The organism is Lujinxingia sediminis (assembly GCF_004005565.1).
Lineage (GTDB): Bacteria > Myxococcota_A > Bradymonadia > Bradymonadales > Bradymonadaceae > Lujinxingia > Lujinxingia sediminis.
Genome location: NZ_SADD01000012.1, coordinates 1 through 20355 on the forward strand (window position 1 = coordinate 1; position 20355 = coordinate 20355).

Consider the following 20355-nt stretch of genomic DNA (forward strand, 5'->3'; position numbering starts at 1 on the left):
AGCCGGATGGCGTCGCGTTTGAATTCGTCGGTGTAGCTTCGATACGGTCGTTTTCTGGACATCGTTCACCTCCTTGGTCCACCAGTTTAACCGGTGGGTGGGTGTCCAAGAAACCGGGGCAGGTTCAGTGGGGCGAGTTGTGGGGGGGAGTGAGTCGTGCCGCATTGGGTTCAACGTTTGGGAAGTTGTGGGTGACGTTGACCGTCCGAGAGAGGGACCATCGCAAGGTTTTATGCGGGTGTGGGGCGAGTTGTGGGGGGAGTGATTCGGGCCGCATTGGGTTCAACGTTTGGGAAGTTGTGGGTGACGTTGACCGTCCGAGAGAGGGACCATCGCAAGGTTTTATGGGGTCTTTCCGCTCTTGAGCAGGAGCCGGCGAGTCAGGCAGGCGCGTCATCGAAGGCAGATACGTTCGCATGAAGAAGGGGGGCGAGCTTCATCCAGACGTGCGCGCCTTCGGGGCCGATGCGGGCCTCGAGTGGTTCGCCGGCCGGGAGGCGGAGCCAGCCCTGTGCGGTGACCGGCCCCTCGCTCAGGTGGAGTTGTCCCGAGATGACCAGAAGTTCCAGGCCATCGGGGTGGTCGATCGCGACCTCGGTGTGCGGTGCCCAGGTCTCCAGGCGGACCTGCTCGTGCTCGTCCTCGAAGAGCACTCGCGCTGAGCCCCCCTCGTGGCGCGGCGCAACCTGCTGGCCCTCTCCTGGAAGGCGCACGACGTGGGTGGTGTCGTCGGCTCGAAACTGCCAGAGGCGCACGAAGATGATGGCACCATCCTTCGCGGCGGGGGCGTGCGAGCTTCCCGGCGGGTTGCGCACGTAGCTCCCGGCCGGGTAGTCGCCCGCGTCGTCCTGAAAGACGCCGACGAGTACCAGAAACTCCTCTCCGCCCGTGTGCACGTGGGAGGGAAACGCGCTTCCCGGCGCATAACGCACGATGGAGGTGGCCCGCGCCTTCTCCGCTCCGCGTCGGAAGATCATCCGCCGCTCGACGCCGGCGGCCGGGCTGGGCACCCAGGGTTGCTGTGAGGCGTGCACGAGAGTGCGGCGAGCGAAGTCGTCATTGAGGCGCATCGGGGAACTCCGGGGAGATGATGAGGCAGGCTGGGCGGTCGAATTTGACTGTCCGAATTTGACTGTCCGAGAGAAGGACAGACGCGAGCTTTTATGCGGGTGATCGCAGGATCGAGGGGCGCAACGCCAGGCGGTTGTGAGGTGTGTCCGGGCGGGGCGCTGCCGCCGCGTTTGTGCGAGCTGAGAGGGGGGCACGCTCCGCAGGTGTGCCATCCGCTCGTCCCCCACATCGTCGGTGCAAGATGTGGGCTGGCAAGCTGGAGGTGTGAGGGCGCGTTGAAAACGATGATGAGATTCGCCGGGCAGGACCGTCCGAGACACGGACAAGGTCGAGTGTTTATGCGGTTAACCACCGTTTTTCGCCTGACGTCTCCCGCTCATGCCGTTACGCTTGCATGTTCTGATGCTTTCCCACCGGGGCGCTTATGCGAACGCGAAGATGTCGGTCGAAGGTCTATTGTGTCTTGCGAGAGCGGGCCTTGCCTGCGGTCGTGGTGGCGTTGGTTGTGTTTGCGGCCATGTCTTGCGACCCGGGGGCGGAGCGGCGCGCCGCCGCGATACGGGAGGTGGTGACAGCGGCGACCGTGGAACGGATGGACGCCGTGGTGGAGGAGGCCCGGGCGGAGATGCGCGCCGCGGGGGCCCGGAAGGAGGCGATGGCGTTTGTCGGGGAGACTCTGACCCGTGCGGTGCAGAAGGGTGACGAGGCTTCGGCGCGTCGATTGCGGGTGAAAGAGGGGTTGATACGTCTAACTGAGCGTTGGCGGCGTGCGAGATCCAGCACCGGCGCGGGGTGTGAGGCTTCCGCGAACTGCCCGTCAGATGCCGAGCGGCGGGAGGCCGATCGACGTGCCGGCGCGCTGGGCGACGAAGTCTGGCAGCGCTACGAGCAGGGTGCGACGGATGATGAGATTATTGAGTGGCTTTTGCAGGTTGAGGATATCCACATGATCTGGACCGGAAGCTCTGGCGTGATGTTGCAACTTAAGGGATCACATGAGGTGGGGATTCACCGGTGTGATTACCACAACCATGGCCCATTGCCCGACGCGTTGGGGGGGCGAGATGAGTTTTTTAATGGCCGAAGTGACTTTGCCGGTAGCCAGGCGTCGGGGCGCGAGCAGACGCCGTGGGGAAGCTCGCCGCGAATGAGCGACATCTGGTGAAGAGGGGCTGATCGACGGGGTTCGATCGGAGGTGTGATGTGTGACCCGGGGGGCATCCGTTCCCGTGAGTCAGACGTGATGGCCATGCGGGCAGTAGGGCGAGGTGTCTTCGTCGCGATGTGAGATCGCCGAGGTGGGGAGGTTCCGGGTTCAATGCCCAGTCTTGCTGTTATGCGGCGGTTTATGTTGAGCCGAGTTCCAGGGCCAGCGCCCGCTGATCTCCATCTCGATGGCGATGCTCAAAAACGTTCGGACAATGACGACCACACCCAGCGTCAGCGCCGCGTTCAACGTCTTGCCAGCGAAGATGGAGCGGGCGATCTCGGCGGCGAGTAAGAACTCCAGCGCGATGAGGAGGGTGCGGCCGACGCGGCGTCGGAGGTGGTCGTAGGTGCCGCTCCAGTCGTTCTGACGAGCGCGCTGCCGGAGCGCGAGGACGAGCGCGCCTCCCAGGCCTGCGGCAATGGCGAGGAGCGCGGTATGTGTCCGTCCGAGACAGGGACGAGCGCAAGTGTTTATGAGCTTGAGGTGTGTCTGTGTGTCCGTCTGTGTGTCCGTCCGAGACAGGGACATCGTCTGGCTTTTATGCGGGTGAAGGTATGATCGCAGGCTCGGTTCCGGGCAGGAGATTCACTACTTGCGCGACACTGTAAGAAAGGGCTCGCAGGCGGGCAGATGCCGGGAGGCTTCTTCGGTGATTGCTGTGTGTCCGTCTGCTGTGTGTCCGTCCGAGACAGGGACATCGTCTGTGGCGTGTCCGTCCGAGACAGGGACATTGTCTGGCTTTTATGCGGGTGAAGGTATGATCGCAGGCTCGGTTCCGGGCAGGAGATTCACTGCTTGCGCGACACGGTAAGAAAGGGCTCGCAGGCGGGCATATGCAGGGAGGCTTCTTCGGTGATTGCCGCCTCGCAGGAGAGCTGGAGGGTGGTGTCGCCAACGGTCGGGTAGGCGGTGAGGACGAGCTGGGGCAGGTAGCCCTCTTTGTCGACCCGCCAGCCCGAGCATGCGACAGGTTCGCCGAGAAATTCGCAGTCGAAAGGGATGGGAAGTGCGTCGGGGAAGGATCTGACGAAGTCCTGCTCACGAGACTCCAGGTCGTGGCGCGAGATGGACGCGGGATGCTCGGTCCAGGAGAAGATGGTGTTCTCGCAGCGTATGTTCTTCTCCATCAGTTGGCAGCCATCGGGGAGTTCGATGGGCTCGCCGGCGAGGTACAGACCGGTGAGGCGATTGGCGTTGGCCAGCCCCCGGAGCAGACGCAGGCGGATGGAGCACTCCGTCGCCCAGTTCGCGATAAGTTGGTCGGGCAGAAAACAGGTGAAGAAGCGGTAACGCTGCGGCCCGCTCGGGGCGTATCCGGCAAAGGCGTTGATGGTCTCATTGTGACGCTCGGCCCGGAAGTGCCGCAGCTGCAAGGTGCCGGCGTCAGCGCTCACCTCAACCCGATTCCCGCGGTAGACCGACCAGCTCGCCTTCTGAAGGGTGTGCTCGACGCTGCTCTCCTGCGTCGCGATCATGAGGGGGGTGATGTCGGTGGTCTCCACGCGGGCCAAAAAACTCAGCGTTACGCCGCAGGTGAGGATGTATGAGATCGGATCGTCGTCGGTGAAGGTGCAGCCCGCTGGAAGTTGTGGCGGAGGGGTGATGCGGAACTCGGTCTGGATGACGGTGCCCGTGCGTTCAAGGGTCGGTGACGCGGGGGACGTTGCGGGTGATGCTGCGCTGGCACAGGCCGTGGCCAGGGAAGCCAGCAGGGATAGCGTCACGAAGAGGGGAATCAAGGCAGGCACGTCGCTCGATCGGAGTGGGAGTGGAGGCGTTATGAACGCGTTTTAGGCGGCGCGAGTGTATCGCGGCGGTGGGGGAGGGGCCAGCTGATGCTCGGGGCGTCGGGAGGCATCACGCAGAGGGACTTGCCTCGGGGATGGGGCGCGATGTGAATGAGGCATCGTTTCCCCCCGGGCACACGGCCGAGGAGGACCTCCGGGGCAAGGCGGAAGGTGTGGAGTGATTCGGGAGGTATTCGTCAGGCCGGGGACTCGTCAGAGCGATTGGGGCGGTTAGGTTGCCGGGGAGGTTCGTGATGCGGGCGGAGCGCGAGGTTTTGCCGGATAGGAGGGCGTGCAGGTCAGGGAAAGCCGGGATGGGGCGCCGAGATGCTCTTGCGATGTGTTGGCACTGAGTCAAGGAGACGACCATGTTTGATATCGAGATGTTTATGTTGAAGGGCAAGGTGGCCGTGGTCACCGGAGCCGGCGCGGGGATTGGGCGCGGGATTGCCCGGACGTTTGCGGCGGCTGGAGCGCGTGTGGTGGTCAGTGATCTCAGTGAGGAGGCGGCTGAGGCGGTGGCCCAAGCGATCGTGAATGAAGGGGGAGTGGCTCAGGCCCTGGCGTGTGATGTGACCCGGGAGTCTGATCTGGAGGCATTGGTAGAGGGGTGCGTGGGGCGATTCGGGCGTCTGGACATTCTGGTGAGCAATGCCGGCGGGGGAGGGCCAAAGCCCTTTGATATGCCGATGGAGGCGTTTCGGCAGGCCTTTGAACTCAATCTCTTCTCGTTGTTTCGCCTCTCTCAGCTGGTGGCGCCGAAGATGGCGCAGGTGGGAGGGGGGGCGATTCTGGGGATCACGTCGATGGCCGGGGAGAACACAAATAAACGCATGGCGGCCTATGGTGCTTCGAAGGCTGCGGCCAATCATTTGATTCGGAACATCGCCTTTGATCTGGGCGGGGAGAATATCCGGGTGAACGGTATTGCCCCGGGGGCCACGCGTACCGAGGCGTTGAGCTCGGTTCTTAACGAGGAGATCGAGGCGCGAATGCTCAAGCATACCCCTCTGGGGCGTCTGGGTGAGGTGGATGATATGGCCAACGCGGCGCTGTTTTTGTGTTCGCCTGCGGCGGGTTGGATCAGTGGGCAGATCGTGACGGTCTCGGGCGGCGGTGTGCAGGAATTGGACTGAAGGAGACGTGATGATGCTACGAGCGATGGTGTTGGTGGTTGTGGGCCTGAGTGTCTCGTGCGCGAGTGCACCGCCTGCAACGAGCGATTCGACACCGAACCTGGAAGAGGGAGCGAAGGCGGATGTGGAAAGCAGGTCCGAGGAGCGTTGGGATGCAGCGAGCTCCGATCCCGGGAAGCTGGGCTGGATGCAGGGGTATCCGCCTGCGGAGGATCGTGTGATTCGTTTTTATGAAGGTGACTATTTCAGCTTTCCGCGTCTGCGCTGGACGGTGTGCCACTTTCGAGAGTTGATGCCGACGGTAGGCGTGGCGCGGGGCCCGGAGGCTGCGGGGGCGCTGGAGGTCGAGTTGATGCCGGGGTTGGCCGAGGTGAGGGTGGAGCCGTCCGATGGCAGCGAGGCGATGAGCTGGGAGGAGGCGCTGGATGCGTTGTACACCGACGGGGTGTTGGTGATGCATCACGGGCGTGTGGTCTACGAGCGCTACAGCGGATGTATGAGCCCGGAGCGTTTGCACGGGGCGATGTCGGTGACGAAGTCGCTGACGGGTCTGCTTGGCGAGATTCTGGTGGCCGAGGGGGCGCTTGATGAGGAGGCGTTGGTGGGGGAGTTGGTGCCTGAGCTTGAGGGGAGCGCCTTTGGTGATGCGACGCTTCGCCAGGTGATGGATATGACCAGCGCGTTGGCCTTCTCGGAGGACTACAGCGATCCGAACGCCGAGGTGTGGGCGCACGCCCGGGCCGGGAGCCCGCTGCCGCCTCCCGAGGGGTACCGCGGCCCACGGAGCTACATGGAGTATCTGCAGGGGGTGGAGAAGCAGGGCACGCATGGGGAGGCGTTTGGTTATAAGACGGTCAACGCCGACGCGCTGGGTTGGGTTCTGGCCAGAGCCACCGGGAGCTCGGTGGCGGAGCTGCTCTCGGAGCGTATCTGGAGCCGTATCGGGGCGGAGCGCGAGGCGTATTATACGGTCGACTCGGTGGGGACTCCCTTTGCCGGGGGAGGGTTTAACGCGACGCTGCGGGACCTGGGGCGTCTGGGGCAGATGCTTCTTGATGGGGGGCGCGTAGGCTCGGAGCAGATCGTGCCGCCGCGGGCGATTGAGAGCATCCGTCAGGGGGGCGATCGCGAGGCCTTTAAAGCGGCGGGCTACACGATGTTGGAGGGCTGGAGCTATCGCGGGATGTGGTGGGTGAGTCACGATGAGCACGGAGCGTATGCCGCTCGAGGCGTTCATGGTCAGACCCTCTGGATCGATCCTCGCGCCGATATGGTGATTGTGCGCTTTGCGTCGCACCCGAGGGCGGCCAACGCCGCCAGCGATCCGGTGGCGTTGCCGGCGTATCGGGCCGTGGCGGAGTATGTGATGGCGCATGATGAGACGCCTCTGCTGGGGCCGGAATGGGTGATTGAAGATATCGCCGGAGAAGGCATCATCGACTCAAGTCATGCGACGCTTCAGTTCTGGCGAGATGGTCGTTTTGGCGGAAGCGCCAGCTGCAACCGGGTGATGGGCAGCTATGAGAGTGAAGGTGAGCAGCTGACGATGTCGCCGGCGGGCACCACACGTAGAGCGTGTGTGCCGGCGCTGGAGAATCAGGAGCGTAAGCTTCTCAAGCTCCTGTCTCAGGTGGAGAGCTTTCGGATCGACGAGAGCGGCGCGTTGATCCTGATGACCTCGGAAGGGAGCACGATTGTGGCGCGTCGCTAAACCTCGGCTCTTCCGTGAGTCGAACCCGGGTTGAGGTGTTTAATGAGAAACGCCCCCTGAGCGCGCTGGCGCGCTCAGGGGGCGTTTTTACGTCGGGCGTAAGGCCCTGTGGGCGCAGGGGAGCGGAGAGGCCAGCGCGACACCAGGGTCAATGGAGCCTGTCGGCCAGGTCGGTGTAAGGGGTGGTGTCTCCGAGGACGTCTTCGACGTAGATCATGTTGACGAGCGCCATGAGAAGGACGGCCAGGGGTGTTGCTACGGTGACGCCGACAAGCCCGAAGAGGATACCGCCGATGACCTGGGAGATCAGGGTGAGGGCGTGGGGGAGTGAGACAAAGCGCTTTTGAACGATGGGGGTGAGGAGGTTGCCTTCGATGGCCTGGGCACCGAGAAAGACGAGGCCGGCCCAGAGGACGAATTCAGGGCCGACGAGGAGGGCGACCAGGGCGGCCGGGAGAAAGGAAGCGATCGAGCCGAGGATGGGGACGAAGGAGAAGAGCCCGGCGATGAACCCGAGGGTAAAGGGCAAGGGTATACCGAGCGCCCAGAGGCCGATGGCGACGATAAGGGCGACGGCACCCATCGCCAGGAGGCGTCCCAGGAGCCACCAGATCATCTGGTGGGTGCAGACGTTGAGGATGGTCTCGGCCCGGGGGCGGTAGTGCATGGGGACGAGGTGGATCAGCCCGCGTTTGTAGGTTCCGGGATCGATGGCCAGGTAGACCCCCACGACGAGAACAAGGGCGGCGTTGGTGAGGAAGTTGAGGCCTCCAGCAAAGGCGTCGCCGAGTTGTCCGATGATCTCGTTGGTGAAGAAGCTGGCCGGGTCGAGCGCGCCGAGTTCAGCGAGGATGCGGGGTCCGGCCGAGGTCTGGGCGATCCAGGCCTGAAGCTCGTCAAGGGCTTGAGGGATCATCTCGCGAATGGCGTTGACCTGGGTAGCGATGGCGGGGGCCATCAGCCAGCCGGCCCCTCCAGTAAGAGCGAGCAGGGCGATGACGACGGTGAGCAGAGCCCAGAGCCCGTTGAGCGGTGTGCGACGCTGGAGATGGTCGCTGAGCCAGCGCAGAAAGATGGAGAGGAGGATGGCCAGGAAGATGACCAGGATCAGGGTCTTCATCTCCCAGAGGAAGAGCAGGCCGATGGTGATGAAGACGACCATGGCCAGGATGCTTGCGGCGTGGCGGATGAAGGGGGAGAAGCTCGTTTCGTGGTGGTTCTGGCATGAATCAGCGCGCGGATCGGGATTGGGCGTGTCTGCGCTCATCGTGTTTGCTCCTCTGCCATCGTGGCTTCAAGGGGTCCACCTCACGACCAGACAACTCGCTGCGTATGCGATAACGTACTCACCCCGGGGGGTATCAGAACTCGGTGAGTGCCACGGGGTGGCACGAAAAGATGTGCACATGTCCCCTCCCCACACGCGATGGAGATAAACGATGAATGAGTTGGTCTTGACCACCTTCGACTGGGTCCCCGATCTGCCTCGTGGTTATGTGCGAGATCTGCGCGTGCGCTGGGCGCTGGAAGAGGCCGCATTGCCCTACCGGGTCGAGAGCGTTCCCTTCCGCGATCGCGAGGAGGGGCATTTTGCGCACCAACCCTTTGGTCAGGTGCCCTGGCTGAGCGATGGGGAGCTTTCGATCTTTGAGAGTGGTGCGATCCTCATGCACCTCGGCCAGAAAAGTGAGGTGTTGTTGCCGGCAGAGTATCATCGGCGCGTGGAGGTGATGGCGTGGGTCTTCGCCGCGCTGAACTCGGTGGAGATGGCGAGCCTGCCGTGGACGATTTTCGAGTTCTCCGGCTTCTCAAAAGAGACTCCGGAGTGGGAACGCCTCGACACCTTTCTTATGGCGAGGCTCGATCATATCGAGGCGGTACTCGCTGAGCAGACCTGGCTGGCCGGGAGGTTTTCTATCGCGGATATTCTGATGGCGGATGTGTTGCGTCTGGTCGACCGCTTTGATCGCCTGGAGGGGCATCCGGCCTGCCGCGCCTATGTGGAGCGGGCTTGCGAGCGGCCGGCATTTAAGAAGGCCCTGGAGGATCAGCTGGCGCACTTTTCGGCGGCTGATTAGGTGGAGCAGGGGCTGAGACTCATGGGGCAGGGCACATGTAGAGGTCGATGTAGACCTCGTAGTCCCCTTCGGGGCAGGGGATGACATAGAGGTCGACGGGGTTGTTGCAACGGCCACCGCCTTTTCGGCTGCCCTGGCGCATGCTGGCGGCGGCCTGGCGGCTGGTGACGGGGGTGGAGCCGTCGGCGCATTGCAGGTTCATGAGGAAGGCTTGTTGTCCCTGGATCTCACAGGTTTCCACCGGGCGTTGATGGGAGGAGGTCAGGGCGGTGATGTCGCTTACGCCGCAGCCGTGACGTGCGGCGTACTGGCGAGGGGAGAGGCTTTGGAAGGGGCCTGAGGAGCAGGTGATCGGGGGAATCTCTTCACCCGGGGAGAGGCATTGCAGGTGGGAGTGAGGCATGGATACCGCGGTGCGTTGAGGGCGGCCAGCGACGAGGTCGAGGTAGGAGCAGCTTTCCTGGTGGTTGGCGTCGCAGTTTTTCTCGATGAGCTTGAAGCCCTGCTCTTGATGCTCGATGTCGGCCATGGCGTAGAGGGCGGCGCCGGTGAGGAGGCAGGAGGTATCGCCGGGGAGCTGCTCGCAGAGCGGGGCATGTTCATCGTGAAGCTCCTCGACGGCGCGGTTGAGGTTGGCGAGCGTTTCCCCTTGAAGGAGGGGGCGGATGAGATGGGGAATGGCGCAGGCCTGGCCGTGTCCGAGATGGCAGCCCGCCAGGCTCAGTTCGACGCTGGTCGCGATGTCGATCTCGAGGTGCTCTGTGATGGCGAGGTTGGTGGGGAGTGCGAAGAAGGCACCTTCGAAGCAGATATCGCGGTTGCCGGCGTCGCATCCGACGGTCGCGGCGGCGATGACGCGCGCGGCGAGTATGGCGGGGTCCAGGGGGATTTCAGATCCGGCGTTGTCGAAGAAGTAGCGGGCGACGTTGTAGGCCGTGGTGCAGTCTCCGGGGATATTGGCCTGGCAGCTGGTTTGAAGCATGTCGATGGCGTGGAGCATCTCGTCGGGGCTGCCGCCGTCCACGAGGGTCATATGGGCGAGGAGATGGCAGGAGAAGGGGTCGTCGTTGGCACAGGCCTCACGCATGCCATCGCGCCAGGTGGGCGGTCGTTTCTGACGCGGGCGTTCAAGTAAGGAGCTCATGTCGTTGCAGAGGTCGGAACCGGAGGCGCATTGGGTGCGGGCGATTGTCTCCACCTGCTGGCAGGCCTCCTTATCGTTCAGCGCGCAGCCTCGGCGAAGGGCTGCTGCGGCGCAGGCCTGATCGTTGTTCTGAATGCGGAGCAGGCTCAGGGCGGTGCAGGCTTGAGGATCACCATAGATGCAGCCCAGGCTGTTGCCCTGCACGACCAGGTCTTGAATCAAGTCGGGTGAGGCGCTCTCGGGAAACTCCACGTCCCGGGCCAGGATTCGGCATCCGTCAGCGTCGCCTCGGTAGCAGGCAGCGCCGACCAGTCCGAACATCGCCTTGCCGGATGCGGCCGCCTCCGGGTCGACGTCGGGGTGGTGAAGGAGCGTGTTGACGGCGGCGGTGCACGCCGGGCCAAAGTTAAGAGAGCAGCCCTGCAGAAAGGCATCGTAGGCTGCGGAGCGAGCGCGCGGATCGGCGTCGGGTTCATCGGCGTCGGCATTGAACATGAGGCCGACAAGCAGGCAGCCTTCCGCGCGGCCCTCGGAGCATTGCTTTTCATAAAGGTCGAATCGGAGGTCGCGAGAGGCGTAGCGCTCAAAGACCTGGTAGGGCGCATAGCCCCGACGCTCAAGGGGGATCTCTGCATCGTCATCCCAGCTTTCGTGAGCGCAGACCGCGTCGACGTCTGCTGTCCAGCCGCGCTCAAATGCGGGGTTCATCGCCGTAGAACGCGCTGCGGTGCCGCCGGAGGCGCAGCCCACCAGGGTGAGCCATACGCCTGTCAGAATGAGGTACAAGAGAACGCCGGAGGCATTCGAGCGCGTTGAACGTGTGAGCATGGGGAGCCCCTCCTGCCAGAGTGTAGGTTGAGAGGGGAGCGTAGCATGAACATGAAGGGGGTGTCCTGCGCAAAGAGCCAGGATTTGAATGGACCCGCCACTGCCTTGTGTGAGGTGGAGTGGCCCGATAGGGTGCGAGGCCATCGGTTAAAGAAGGCAGGTTCGGGCGGCAGGGCTGCGTGGTTGAGGCGCATTAGGATTGATCCAGGGCGAGGGGTGCATGGTGAGGCAAGGTCAGGGTGTGTGGTTGGTGTTGATGGTGATTGTGGTGCTGGGGGCAGGCTGCGGCGATAGCGTGGAGGAGCTTGAGCAGCTCGATGCGGGCGGGGACGCCTGGGACGGAGGGGAGGACGCGAATGCCGAGGATGTCGGGGGTAGGGACGTTGAGCCGTGCCTCGATGGTGAGGAGCAGGTCTGCGATCTCAGCGAGAGCTGTCGGGGGATCCAGATGTGTGTGGAGGGGGAGTGGGCGGCATGTGAGGCCCCGGATGAGATCTGTGACGGGGTCGACAATGACTGCGATGGAGAGATCGACGAAGACTTTGCCGGCCTCGGTGAGGTCTGCGTCAGCGGAGAGGGGCAGTGCGAGGTCAGCGGAGAGATGATCTGCGGGGACGATGGCCAGTCGGTGACGTGCAGCGTGGAGGCAGGCCCCGGGGTTGAGGAGGTCTGTGACGGGGTCGATAACGACTGCGACGGTGAGGTTGATAACGTGGTCGGCCTTGGGGAGAGCTGCTCTGTGGGCACGGGTCAGTGCGCGGCCAGCGGTGTGCAGGTCTGTGATGTGGAGGCGCGTACGCTTGTGTGTGACGCGCTGAGCGCTGAGCCTGGTGAGGAGGTCTGTGACGGGGTCGATAACGACTGCGACGGTGAGGTTGATAACGTGGTCGGCCTTGGGGAGAGCTGCTCTGTGGGTACGGGTCAGTGCGCAGCGAGCGGTACGCGGGTCTGCGATATCGACGCTGGGGCGCTCGTGTGTAACGCGAGCGCCGGAGGTCCGCAGTCTGAGACATGCAACGGTCTGGATGATGATTGCGACGGTGTGGTCGACAATGTTCCCGGTCTTGGGGAGAGCTGCTCTGTGGGTACGGGTCAGTGCGCAGCGAGCGGTACGCGGGTCTGCGATGTCGACGCCGGGGCGCTTGTGTGTAACGCGGTTGAGGGCTCCCCGAGCGCCGAGGTGTGCGACGGGCGGGATAACAACTGCAATGGGACGGTCGATGACGTGCCGGGGTTGGGGACGAGCTGTTCGGTAGGTACGGGTCAGTGCGCAGCGAGTGGTACGCGTATCTGCGATATCGACGCCGGGGCGCTGGTGTGCAACGCGGTTGAGGGCTCCCCGAGCGCCGAGGTGTGTGACGGGCGGGATAACAACTGCAATGGGACGGTCGATGACGTGCCGGGGTTGGGGACGAGCTGCTCGGTAGGTACGGGGCAGTGCGCAGCGAGCGGTACGCGGGTTTGCAATACGAACACCGGCACTCTGGCGTGCAGCGCGGTTGCGGGCTCCCCGAGCGCCGAGGTGTGCGACGGGCGGGATAACAACTGCAATGGGACGGTCGATGATGTGCCGGGGTTGGGGACGAGCTGTTCGGTAGGTACGGGGCAGTGCGCAGCGAGCGGTACGCGGGTGTGTGATGTGGGGGCTCGTGCGCTGGTGTGCAACGCGACGGCCGGAAGTCCCCAGACGGAGACGTGCAACGGCGTCGACGATAACTGCGACGGAACCCCGGATAATGTGTCGGGGCTCGGGAACAGCTGTTCGGTGGGCGTGGGTGCCTGCCGACGCACCGGCAGTCGTATCTGTGATCTGGGGAGTGAGAGTCTGACGTGCAGCGCATCGCCGGGACATCCCAGCGCGGAGACGTGCAACGGCGTCGACGACAACTGCGATGGAACCATCGACAATACGACGATGAGCTTTGGGGTAGCGACCACGTATGGCGCGGATCGCGGATGCATCGCTATGGCTGCCGGCGATATCAACGGGGATGGCCGCATTGATGTGGTATGTGCTCCGGTCATCCATGATGCGAACAACCTCGACACGCGTCTCTTCACGTATCTGAATCAGGGCGGAGGGAACTTCGCTTCGGCGACGTATCTTCAGGCGGTGGCGGTTTCGCCCTTCCGCACGCAGAGCGATGTGGCGTTGGGCGATGTCGATGGTGATGGCGACCTCGACATCGTCGCGGTTGGGGAGACGATGAAGGCCCAGGTCTATATCAACAATGGGAGTGGGCAGTTTGCGGCGCCCTATGAGGCGTTCCAGTTTAGCCCGGGCGGGGAGCCGGGGACCGGTGGGCTGGTGCTGGATGATATGGATGGCGATGGGGACCTGGATATCGTCACGACGATCGGGTCGATTCGGTCGTCGGATTGGAGTCTGGCGCTCTCCCCTAACAACGGTAGCGGGACGTTTGGGGCGCCGACGATCATCGACGCAACAGTGCCTCGCGCCCGTGCGCTTCGCTCGTTTAACCCGGATGGTGATGGGGATCGCGATCTTGTCGCCATCTATCCTACAAAAGTATCGCTCTATCGGGCGGCCTCTCCCGGCACATTCAACTCGCCGAACACGGTGGTAAACGGGACAGTGTCATTGGGGGCGGACCCGGTACTGGCGGACTTGAACAACGACGGACGCGCGGACCTGCTCTTGCCGGCAACTGGGATGCGCTATTTCGTGCCGGGTACGGCCAGTGGGTTTGGTAGCGCACAGTCGTCGACGAGGCCGGCGACCGAGGTGTCGGCGGCGGTCGGGCAGTTTGACTGCGATGGTTCGGCCGAGGCGATGATCGTGGCTGTCAATGGGGGAGCTCCGCTCTATTATCTGGCTCATCCGCAGAACTTGAGCAGTGAGGGCGTGGCAGCGGGGCTGCACGGAACCAGCGTGCGTGTGTTCGATGTCGATCGTGATGGAGATGATGACGTTGTGGTGGGGGCTCATGCCAACGGCATTCGTGTGTTGCGTCGGCACTAAGAGGGGCGGTCGCTCAAAGGGGGGGGCGACTGGTTGTCGTGGGGGCGTCGCATTGTGCGGGGGGGGCATGTGTGGCACAAAAGAAGGTATCAGTAACAACTCAGTCTCTCCGAGGGGGAGACACCGCTGCTGGTAATCCGGAGCGCGAACGCGAGGCTGCCGTCATGGGGACGGCGGGTTGCGGGCGTTTTGGGGGATGGGCGGGACGCGTCCTTTAGGGAAAAGGAGCGGTGCTATGTCGGAGACCAAGTTCGACATGAAGTTGCAGGCGTGGTTGGAGCGCAGTGCGAGGAGGCTTGCCCCGGTGGCGGCGCGTGTGGAGGAGTCGTATGCGCGCGAGGCGTTGGAGCTTGCGTCGGGGTTGATGTTGTCGAAGCTGGGGCCCTATCGTCTGGCGGTAGATCAGGCGCAGGAAGCGAACGAGACATCGGCGCGTGCGGCGGAAGAAGTAGCGAAGGCGCAGGTGGCTGTGGAGGGGGCATATGCGCGCCTTCATGCGGCGTCGCAGGCTCATTACTATGTGGCTTTGAGCCAGGGTGAGTCTGAGAAGGAGACGCTCAAGCGGCGGTTGAATCGTGGGATGCCGCAAGCACCCTCAGCGTTCAATGTGCTCGGGGTAGATCGCAAACGTTCGGTGATGAGTCGGGCACTGCGCTACGGGGAGCAGGTGTTGGGTGCGAATCACGAGGTGGTGGTGGAGTCGCGAGGCGTGTATGAGGGGTTGAGCCAGGCGCTTGATGCTGCGGACAGCCAGAAGGCCCGCTCGGTCAAACAGATGCAGCGCCTGTTCAGCGCCAGAGATAGCGCCCGACTCGCCTACGTCGCTGCGCGGCAGATTGTAGAGGCTGCGTTGTTGCTTGATGGTGATGGAAGCCTTGGTCAGTTGATGCCGCCCGTCAGTGATGTGTATGGGGCACGTCAGTTTGCAAGGGCGGAAGTCGATGCGGCCGAGGCGGAGGATGGGGCAGAGGTTGTGGTGGCCGAGCCGGTGATGGAGCCCTCATTGCCGGATGATGTGGTCGATACGTGACGCGGCCCGTGACATCGTAGTTATCCAAACCCCTTCGGAGAACCGAAGGGGTTTTTTGTTGGTCGGTCAGGCTGCCTGGGGGAGAGGCCTGGTGATGTGGATGCGATGCGAAGGTCGGGGTTCCGAGTAGCGGTTCTAGCTGGCGAGAAGCGGAGGTCGGGGTCCCGAGTCGTGGTTCTAGCTGGCGAGAAGTGGAGGTCGGGGTCCCGAGTAGCAGTTCTGGCTGGCGAGAAGTGGAGGTCGGGGTCCCGAGTCGTGGTTCTAGCTGGCGAGAAGTGGAGGTCGGGGTCCCGAGTCGTGGTTCTGGCTGGCGAGAAGTGGAGGTCGGGGTTCCGAGTAGCGGTTCTCGCTGGCGAGAAGTTAAGTTTGGGAGGCCAAACATCACTTCTTTCTGGCGAGAATTGATGTTTGGAAAGTTATGTTATCGGTGCTTTGGGGCGAGTCTCAGCTCTTCAGATGTCTGGAGGCTTCGCGGATGCTCAGGGGAGAGAGGGTATCGGCGTGGGTGTTTAGAAAGTTGCGGACGGCGTCAGGGTTGGTGCGGGCGTATTCGCGCAGTGCCCAGCCGACGGCTTTGCGGATAAAGAACTCGTCTTCGCTGGCCAGGTGGAGGCAGTAGGCGAAGAGCTTGTCGGAGTCGGTGTGGGATTTGAGGCGATTCTGGGCGAGTAGGGCGGCGCGGCGGATCCAGCGGTCGGGGTCGTGGAGCCAGCGGTCGAGGGTGGGCCAGGTCTGGTGGGGATGGTGGTTAAGGACGTCGCCGACGAGGTGGGTGGCGATCTCGTCGGTGAAGTCCCACCAGGCGCCGTCTCGGATGAGGCGTTCGTAGAGGGGGAGGGAGGCGGGGGTGATGAAGGGTTTGAAGCGTCTGGCGAGGCGGATGGCGATGTATTTTTCTTCGCGGTGGGGGAGATGCCAGAGGGCTTCGATGAGGGCGACGTAGTTGTGGTGGTCGGCGAGGTGGATGTCGGGGGCGAGTGTTTTGACGATCTGGTCGCGGGGGCCGGCCTGGACGCCGTAGAAGGGCATGGATGTTTTCATGTACGCCGCCATCTTCTCGGCGTTATCGGGGTCGGCGAGTGCCTGGAGGTGTTGGGAGACGCGGCAGGCGATGGGGGTGGGGTCGAAGGGCATAGGAGGTGTGGGGAGGGGGATTGTGGAGAGGGGAGGCGCTGGCGGAATGGTGTGCGGTGGCTGAGTGCCAGCGGAGGAGGTAGCGGGGGGATGCTATCCTTCCCCCCCTTCCACGAATACGATCCCTGCCGGTAGCCGCCATTCGCCGACCGTTCCAGGGGTCCGAAACGTTAAGCCCGGCCTTTGAGCATGCCGTGCCAGTACATCTCGGGGAGCATGTAGGCTTTGAGGGCGTACATGCTGTAGCGCTCCTGAGCCTGGTCGAAGGGGAAACTTTCCACGGGGTTTCCGTCGTAGTCGAATTCGGCCAGGATCAGGCGGCCGTAGCCGGTGACCAGGGGGCAGGAGGTGTAGCCGTGGTAGGCGGCCGTCAGGGGGCGGCCCTGGCGCCTGGCGAGCAGGTTTGCGACGAGGACGGGGACCTGTTTACGGATGGCGGCGCCGGTTTTGGCGGTGGGCAGGCTGCTGGCGTCGCCGGCGGAGAAGACGTCGGGGAAGCGGGTATGCTGGAGGGTGTGGCGGTCGACTTCGACCCAGCCGCCGGCGTCGGCCAGAGGGCTGGTTTTGATGAAGTCCGGCGCGCTCTGAGGCGGGGTGATGTGGAGCATCTCGTAGGGGAGTTCCAGGGGGGCCTCGCCATGGAGGCTCTCAAAGACGGCGACCTTCTCGTCGGGGCGCACCTCGATGAGGTTGCGGCCGAAGTGGGTGTGGATGTCGCGTTGGGCGACGAGCTTTTGCAGGGCCTTTTTGTACTTTTCGACGCCGAAGATTGCGCCGCCGGAGCTTACGAAGTGCACATCGGCCCGGTCGCGGAGCCCCTGTTTTTGGAGGTAGTGCTCGGAGAGCCACATGATTTTTTGGGGTGCGCCGCCGCATTTGACGGTGCCTCTGGGGAAGGTGAAGAGGGCGTTGCCACCGCGGAAGTTTTGGAGTGCCTCCCAGGTGGAGTTGACGGTGTCGTAGGCGTAGTTGGAGCAGATGCCACCCTGGCCCATGTGGCCGTCGAGGCCATTGATTTTGTGCCAGTCGAGCTGGAGGCCGGGGGCGACGATGAGTTGGTCGTAGGTGTAGGTGCGGCCTTCGGTGGTGGTGACGCTGTGGGCGTCGGGGGCGAAGGTGGCCGCGCTCTCCTGGAGCCAGGTGACGCCGGGGGGGATCACTTCACTCATCGGCTTGCGGGTGTGCTCGCGGGTAAATACGCCGCCGCCGACCAGGGTCCACAGGGGCTGGTAGTAGTGCCAGTCTGCGGGGTCAAGGATGGCCACATGCAGGGGGGCGTCTGCTGTGGCGAGGCGAGCGGCGGCGGAGATGCCGGCGGCCCCGCCGCCGACGATGAGGATGTTGTAGTGGGAGGTCATCCGGAACTCCTGAGGGGGCAAGCGTGGGAAGCGAAGGTGGCGAGGCGTTTAGCCGGGAAGCTGGCGTGGGGTGTCGGCGTCGGCCAGGGCGGCACCGAAGGCGCGGGCGACTTCCAGGGCGAAGCCGAGAGCGCGGCGCACGTTATCGTCGCGCAGTGCGTTGAGCAGGCCCAGCATTCCGACCCGGGGGGCGTCGGCCGGGGAGGTATCGGCCAGGGCGTTGAGCGCCTTGTGGGCCGTGGCCAGCGCGTGTGGGGCGAAGGCCGGGGATGCGAGCAGCGCGCGGAGTTCCGGGCTCTGCAGGAGGGTGGCCAGGGTGAGGCCGGAGGAGGCCAGGGCTTCGGTCAGCGCGACCGGTTCCAGGCCACGGGCGCGGGCGCGTTGCACCAGGTCATCGACCACATCGACCGCCATGGCCAGTTGGCCCGGGGCCTGTTCGCCGGCGTCCAGGAGTTGTTCGAGCGTGGCCAGCACGCGGGGCTCGGTCAGGCGCAGGGTCAGGCGCGTGAGGTGCCGGAGTCGCGCGTCGATGTCGGCGCCGTGGGCCGGCGGGAGGTGGTCGTCGGCGCTGTCGACGGCGGTGGCGATCAGGGCCGGGGCCTGGTCGAGCAGGGCGGTGAGTCGGCCGATGGAGGCTTCCAGGCGGTCGAGGCGAGCCTCGATGCGGGCCAGGGCGTCGTGGTGGGTGGGGGGGGCAGGATCGAGGGAGGGCGTTTCGGACATCAACGTGCTCCTTTACTTGCGAGCCATGCGGGAGGGTTGGCGGAGTGCTGCGCCACGCTAATCACCGAAGGCAGGCGGGCAATCCCGGGGGGCACAGCAGCGAGGGATGGCAGGCGGATGCAAAAAAGCCCCGTTGCGCCCGGGGGGGCGCGACGGGGCTCTGGGTGTTGCGGGTGCTTCCGGTGACGCTGTGGGCGTCGGGGGCGATCAGGCTTCGCGCAGGATCTCGCGGCTGATGATGACGCGCTGGATCTGGGAGGTTCCTTCGTAGATCTGGAAAATCTTCGAGTCGCGGTAGAGTTTCTCGACGGGGTACTCGGTGGAGTAGCCATAGCCGCCGTAGACCTGGACGGCGTCGCTGGCGACCTTGACGGCCATATCCGCGGCAAAGGCCTTGGCGAAGGCGGCCTGCTTGGTGTTGCGCTCACCCTGGTCGTGGAGCCAGGCCGATTCCCAGACGAGGTGACGGGCAGCCTGGATGTTCATGGCCATGTCGGAGAGCATGAAGCTGACGGCCTGGTGGCGAGCGATGGGCTTGCCGAAGGTGGTGCGCTCCAGGGAGTAGGCGCGGGCGTGCTCGAAGGCAGCGCGGGCCAGGCCGACGGCGGCCGAGGCGACGATGGGGCGAGATTTGTCGAAGGCGCCCATGGCCTGGGCCCAGCCGCCGCCCTCTTTGCCGCCGAGGACGTTTTCGGCCGGGACTTCGACGTTGTCGAAGCTGATGGAGCGAGTGTCGCTGGCCTTCTGGCCGAGGTTGATCTCTTTGCGGCCGACTTCGATGCCGGGGGTGTCGGCGTCGACGATGAAGCCGGTGAGGCCGCGGTAGCCGGCGTCCTGGTCGGTGTAGGCCAGCACGAAGTACCAGGAGGCCTTGGCGCCGTTGGTGATCCACATCTTCTGACCGCTGATGCGGTAGATGTCACCCTCTTTGACGGCGCGGGTCTTGACGGCCTGGACGTCGCTGCCGGCGCCGGGCTCGGTGACGCAGTAGGCGGCCATGTGCGGGGTACCGTCGTCTTTGAGGCCGTCGACGAGCATGCCCAGGTACTTCTTCTTCTGTTCTTCGGTTCCGAACATGATCAGCGGGGCGGTGGCCAGCTGGTTGGCCTCCATGGCGGTGCCGATGCCGGTGCAGCCCCAGGCCATTTCTTCGGAGAGGATGCAGGCTTCGAGGGCGCCCAGGCCCAGGCCGCCGTACTCGGCGGGGACCATCGTGTTGAGCAGGCCGAGTTCCCAGGCCTTGGTGAGGATTTCCCAGGGGTATTCGCCGGTCTGGTCGTGGTGTTCGGAGGCGGGGCGGATGACGTCGCGGGCGAAGTCGCGCGCGGTCTTCTGGTACATCTTCTGGTCGTCGCTTAAGCCGTAGCCGATCATATTCGCTCCGTGGTGGGGGTTGTGAATGGTCATTCAGTAGGCGGCGTAAGGTTCGGACAAAGGTGCGGAGAAGTAAAGGGAGGGGAGGGCGAAAAGTGGTGATATGAGTCGGGGTGGTGAGCGCGGCGAGTTCCGGGAAACAAAACGCCCGCCAGGGAGCTGGCGGGCGAGAGGTGGGGTGAGTGAGGGGGGCGCGCTTAGTTGGAGAAGAGGTCGCGGCATGGCGAGTTAACGAGTAGCGCGCCGGTGTCATCCATGAAGGTGATGACGGCGGCGGGGGCGGCGTCATTGACGAGCTCAAGCTCTTCGTCCGCGGTCCGGCCGCAGGCGCGGATGCTGTCGAGGGTGTCGCGGGAGCAGGAAGAGGTGTCGAGAGCGTCGACGCAGGCGTCGCGTCGGTCGAAGAGGGCGTCGACTTCCACCAGGAAGTCGTAGAGGGCCTGGTCGCCGTCGGGGTGATCGGTGAGCTGGTCGAGGAAGCACTCGCGGAGCTCGTCGGTTGCGGGGGCAGCGGTTTCCTGGTGGCAGGCGTCGCTTGAGTCGTGTTGTCGGTCTTCGGGGAAGCACTCGCACATGTAGTGCGTGGCGGCGACTCTCTTCAGCTGCACATTGGTAAAGGCGTCGGCCAGGAGCTCGTCGGTGGTCGGCTCGTCGGGGGTGGGGCCGGCGTCTTCGTCGTCGGCGATGGAGATGGGGTCGGCGGTGGGGCCTTCGGTGGGGCCGCAGCCGAGGTGCAGCGTGTTTAACGCGAGGGTGAGGGTCAGCAGCTGGATCGGTTTACGAGACAC

The 20355-nt window shown here is 64.2% G+C and carries 16 protein-coding genes; 6 read left to right on the forward strand and 10 right to left on the reverse strand.

All coding sequences use genetic code 11. From position 1 onward, the window contains the following. Nucleotides 1-380: 380 nt before the first annotated feature. Complete coding sequence (locus EA187_RS15920) at nucleotides 381-1070, reverse strand: cupin domain-containing protein (protein WP_127780907.1); 690 nt, start codon at nucleotides 1068-1070, stop codon at nucleotides 381-383. 518 nt (nucleotides 1071-1588) lie between these two features. Between EA187_RS15920 and EA187_RS15925 the strand changes: the two genes are divergently transcribed. After that, nucleotides 1589-2236: a hypothetical protein gene (locus EA187_RS15925; protein WP_127780908.1), complete on the forward strand. Its 648-nt coding sequence runs from the start codon at nucleotides 1589-1591 to the stop codon at nucleotides 2234-2236. Between the two features lie 150 nt (nucleotides 2237-2386). Here the strand turns inward: EA187_RS15925 and EA187_RS15930 are convergent, their stop codons facing one another. Together EA187_RS15930 and EA187_RS15935 are read right to left on the reverse strand one after the other, a co-directional pair. After that, nucleotides 2387-2809 (reverse strand): DUF1622 domain-containing protein, encoded by a 423-nt coding sequence (locus EA187_RS15930; RefSeq protein WP_127780909.1) that lies wholly within the window; start codon nucleotides 2807-2809, stop codon nucleotides 2387-2389. Between the two features lie 260 nt (nucleotides 2810-3069). Next, nucleotides 3070-4029 (reverse strand): hypothetical protein, encoded by a 960-nt coding sequence (locus tag EA187_RS15935; RefSeq protein WP_127780910.1) that lies wholly within the window; start codon nucleotides 4027-4029, stop codon nucleotides 3070-3072. 407 nt (nucleotides 4030-4436) lie between these two features. Here EA187_RS15935 and hdhA point away from each other — a divergent pair, with 407 nt between their 5' ends. After that, on the forward strand, nucleotides 4437-5204 hold the full coding sequence (hdhA, locus tag EA187_RS15940) for a 7-alpha-hydroxysteroid dehydrogenase (protein ID WP_115607924.1): 768 nt from the start codon (nucleotides 4437-4439) through the stop codon (nucleotides 5202-5204). A gap of 10 nt (nucleotides 5205-5214) precedes the next feature. After that, nucleotides 5215-6915, forward strand: a complete 1701-nt coding sequence (locus tag EA187_RS15945; RefSeq protein WP_206524404.1) for a serine hydrolase — start codon at nucleotides 5215-5217, stop codon at nucleotides 6913-6915. A gap of 148 nt (nucleotides 6916-7063) precedes the next feature. Here the strand turns inward: EA187_RS15945 and EA187_RS15950 are convergent, their stop codons facing one another. Continuing rightward, nucleotides 7064-8182 (reverse strand): AI-2E family transporter, encoded by a 1119-nt coding sequence (locus EA187_RS15950; protein ID WP_115607926.1) that lies wholly within the window; start codon nucleotides 8180-8182, stop codon nucleotides 7064-7066. A 172-nt stretch (nucleotides 8183-8354) separates the two neighbouring features. On the opposite strand from EA187_RS15950, the gene EA187_RS15955 reads away from it, so the two are divergent. Beyond that, nucleotides 8355-8993: a glutathione S-transferase family protein gene (locus tag EA187_RS15955; protein WP_127780911.1), complete on the forward strand. Its 639-nt coding sequence runs from the start codon at nucleotides 8355-8357 to the stop codon at nucleotides 8991-8993. A gap of 19 nt (nucleotides 8994-9012) precedes the next feature. On the opposite strand, the gene EA187_RS15960 is transcribed toward EA187_RS15955, so the two are convergent. Further along, entirely contained in the window at nucleotides 9013-10965 is a 1953-nt protein-coding gene (locus EA187_RS15960) for a hypothetical protein (protein WP_127780912.1), read from the reverse strand. 220 nt (nucleotides 10966-11185) lie between these two features. Here EA187_RS15960 and EA187_RS15965 point away from each other — a divergent pair, with 220 nt between their 5' ends. Both EA187_RS15965 and EA187_RS15970 read left to right on the forward strand, forming a co-directional pair. Further along, nucleotides 11186-13948, forward strand: a complete 2763-nt coding sequence (locus EA187_RS15965; RefSeq protein WP_127780913.1) for an FG-GAP repeat domain-containing protein — start codon at nucleotides 11186-11188, stop codon at nucleotides 13946-13948. Between the two features lie 235 nt (nucleotides 13949-14183). Continuing rightward, complete coding sequence (locus tag EA187_RS15970) at nucleotides 14184-14978, forward strand: hypothetical protein (protein ID WP_127780914.1); 795 nt, start codon at nucleotides 14184-14186, stop codon at nucleotides 14976-14978. A gap of 444 nt (nucleotides 14979-15422) precedes the next feature. On the opposite strand, the gene EA187_RS15975 is transcribed toward EA187_RS15970, so the two are convergent. From EA187_RS15975 to EA187_RS15995, 5 genes are all read right to left on the reverse strand, one after another. After that, nucleotides 15423-16112, reverse strand: a complete 690-nt coding sequence (locus tag EA187_RS15975; RefSeq protein WP_127780915.1) for a DNA alkylation repair protein — start codon at nucleotides 16110-16112, stop codon at nucleotides 15423-15425. A gap of 170 nt (nucleotides 16113-16282) precedes the next feature. Continuing rightward, on the reverse strand, nucleotides 16283-17470 hold the full coding sequence (locus tag EA187_RS15980) for an NAD(P)/FAD-dependent oxidoreductase (RefSeq protein ID WP_115607937.1): 1188 nt from the start codon (nucleotides 17468-17470) through the stop codon (nucleotides 16283-16285). Between the two features lie 48 nt (nucleotides 17471-17518). Further along, entirely contained in the window at nucleotides 17519-18193 is a 675-nt protein-coding gene (locus EA187_RS15985) for a DUF1641 domain-containing protein (protein WP_127780916.1), read from the reverse strand. Between the two features lie 207 nt (nucleotides 18194-18400). Continuing rightward, the gene (locus EA187_RS15990) at nucleotides 18401-19564 is read right to left on the reverse strand and encodes an acyl-CoA dehydrogenase family protein (protein WP_164856346.1); all 1164 of its coding nucleotides are present in this window, start codon (nucleotides 19562-19564) and stop codon (nucleotides 18401-18403) included. A gap of 200 nt (nucleotides 19565-19764) precedes the next feature. Next, on the reverse strand, nucleotides 19765-20355 hold the full coding sequence (locus EA187_RS15995) for a hypothetical protein (protein ID WP_127780917.1): 591 nt from the start codon (nucleotides 20353-20355) through the stop codon (nucleotides 19765-19767).

Excerpts from the sequence above, each read along its gene's own strand:
- EA187_RS15920 (WP_127780907.1), bottom strand. The coding sequence starts at position 1,070 with ATGCGCCTCAATGACGACTTCGCTCGCCGCACTCTCGTGCACGCCTCA.
- EA187_RS15925 (WP_127780908.1), top strand. The coding sequence starts at position 1,589 with ATGTCTTGCGACCCGGGGGCGGAGCGGCGCGCCGCCGCGATACGGGAG.
- EA187_RS15930 (WP_127780909.1), bottom strand. The coding sequence starts at position 2,809 with ATGTCCCTGTCTCGGACGGACACACAGACGGACACACAGACACACCTC.
- hdhA (WP_115607924.1), top strand. The coding sequence starts at position 4,437 with ATGTTTGATATCGAGATGTTTATGTTGAAGGGCAAGGTGGCCGTGGTC.
- EA187_RS15945 (WP_206524404.1), top strand. The coding sequence starts at position 5,215 with ATGATGCTACGAGCGATGGTGTTGGTGGTTGTGGGCCTGAGTGTCTCG.
- EA187_RS15950 (WP_115607926.1), bottom strand. The coding sequence starts at position 8,182 with ATGAGCGCAGACACGCCCAATCCCGATCCGCGCGCTGATTCATGCCAG.
- EA187_RS15955 (WP_127780911.1), top strand. The coding sequence starts at position 8,355 with ATGAATGAGTTGGTCTTGACCACCTTCGACTGGGTCCCCGATCTGCCT.
- EA187_RS15960 (WP_127780912.1), bottom strand. The coding sequence starts at position 10,965 with ATGCTCACACGTTCAACGCGCTCGAATGCCTCCGGCGTTCTCTTGTAC.
- EA187_RS15965 (WP_127780913.1), top strand. The coding sequence starts at position 11,186 with ATGGTGAGGCAAGGTCAGGGTGTGTGGTTGGTGTTGATGGTGATTGTG.
- EA187_RS15970 (WP_127780914.1), top strand. The coding sequence starts at position 14,184 with ATGTCGGAGACCAAGTTCGACATGAAGTTGCAGGCGTGGTTGGAGCGC.
- EA187_RS15975 (WP_127780915.1), bottom strand. The coding sequence starts at position 16,112 with ATGCCCTTCGACCCCACCCCCATCGCCTGCCGCGTCTCCCAACACCTC.
- EA187_RS15980 (WP_115607937.1), bottom strand. The coding sequence starts at position 17,470 with ATGACCTCCCACTACAACATCCTCATCGTCGGCGGCGGGGCCGCCGGC.
- EA187_RS15985 (WP_127780916.1), bottom strand. The coding sequence starts at position 18,193 with ATGTCCGAAACGCCCTCCCTCGATCCTGCCCCCCCCACCCACCACGAC.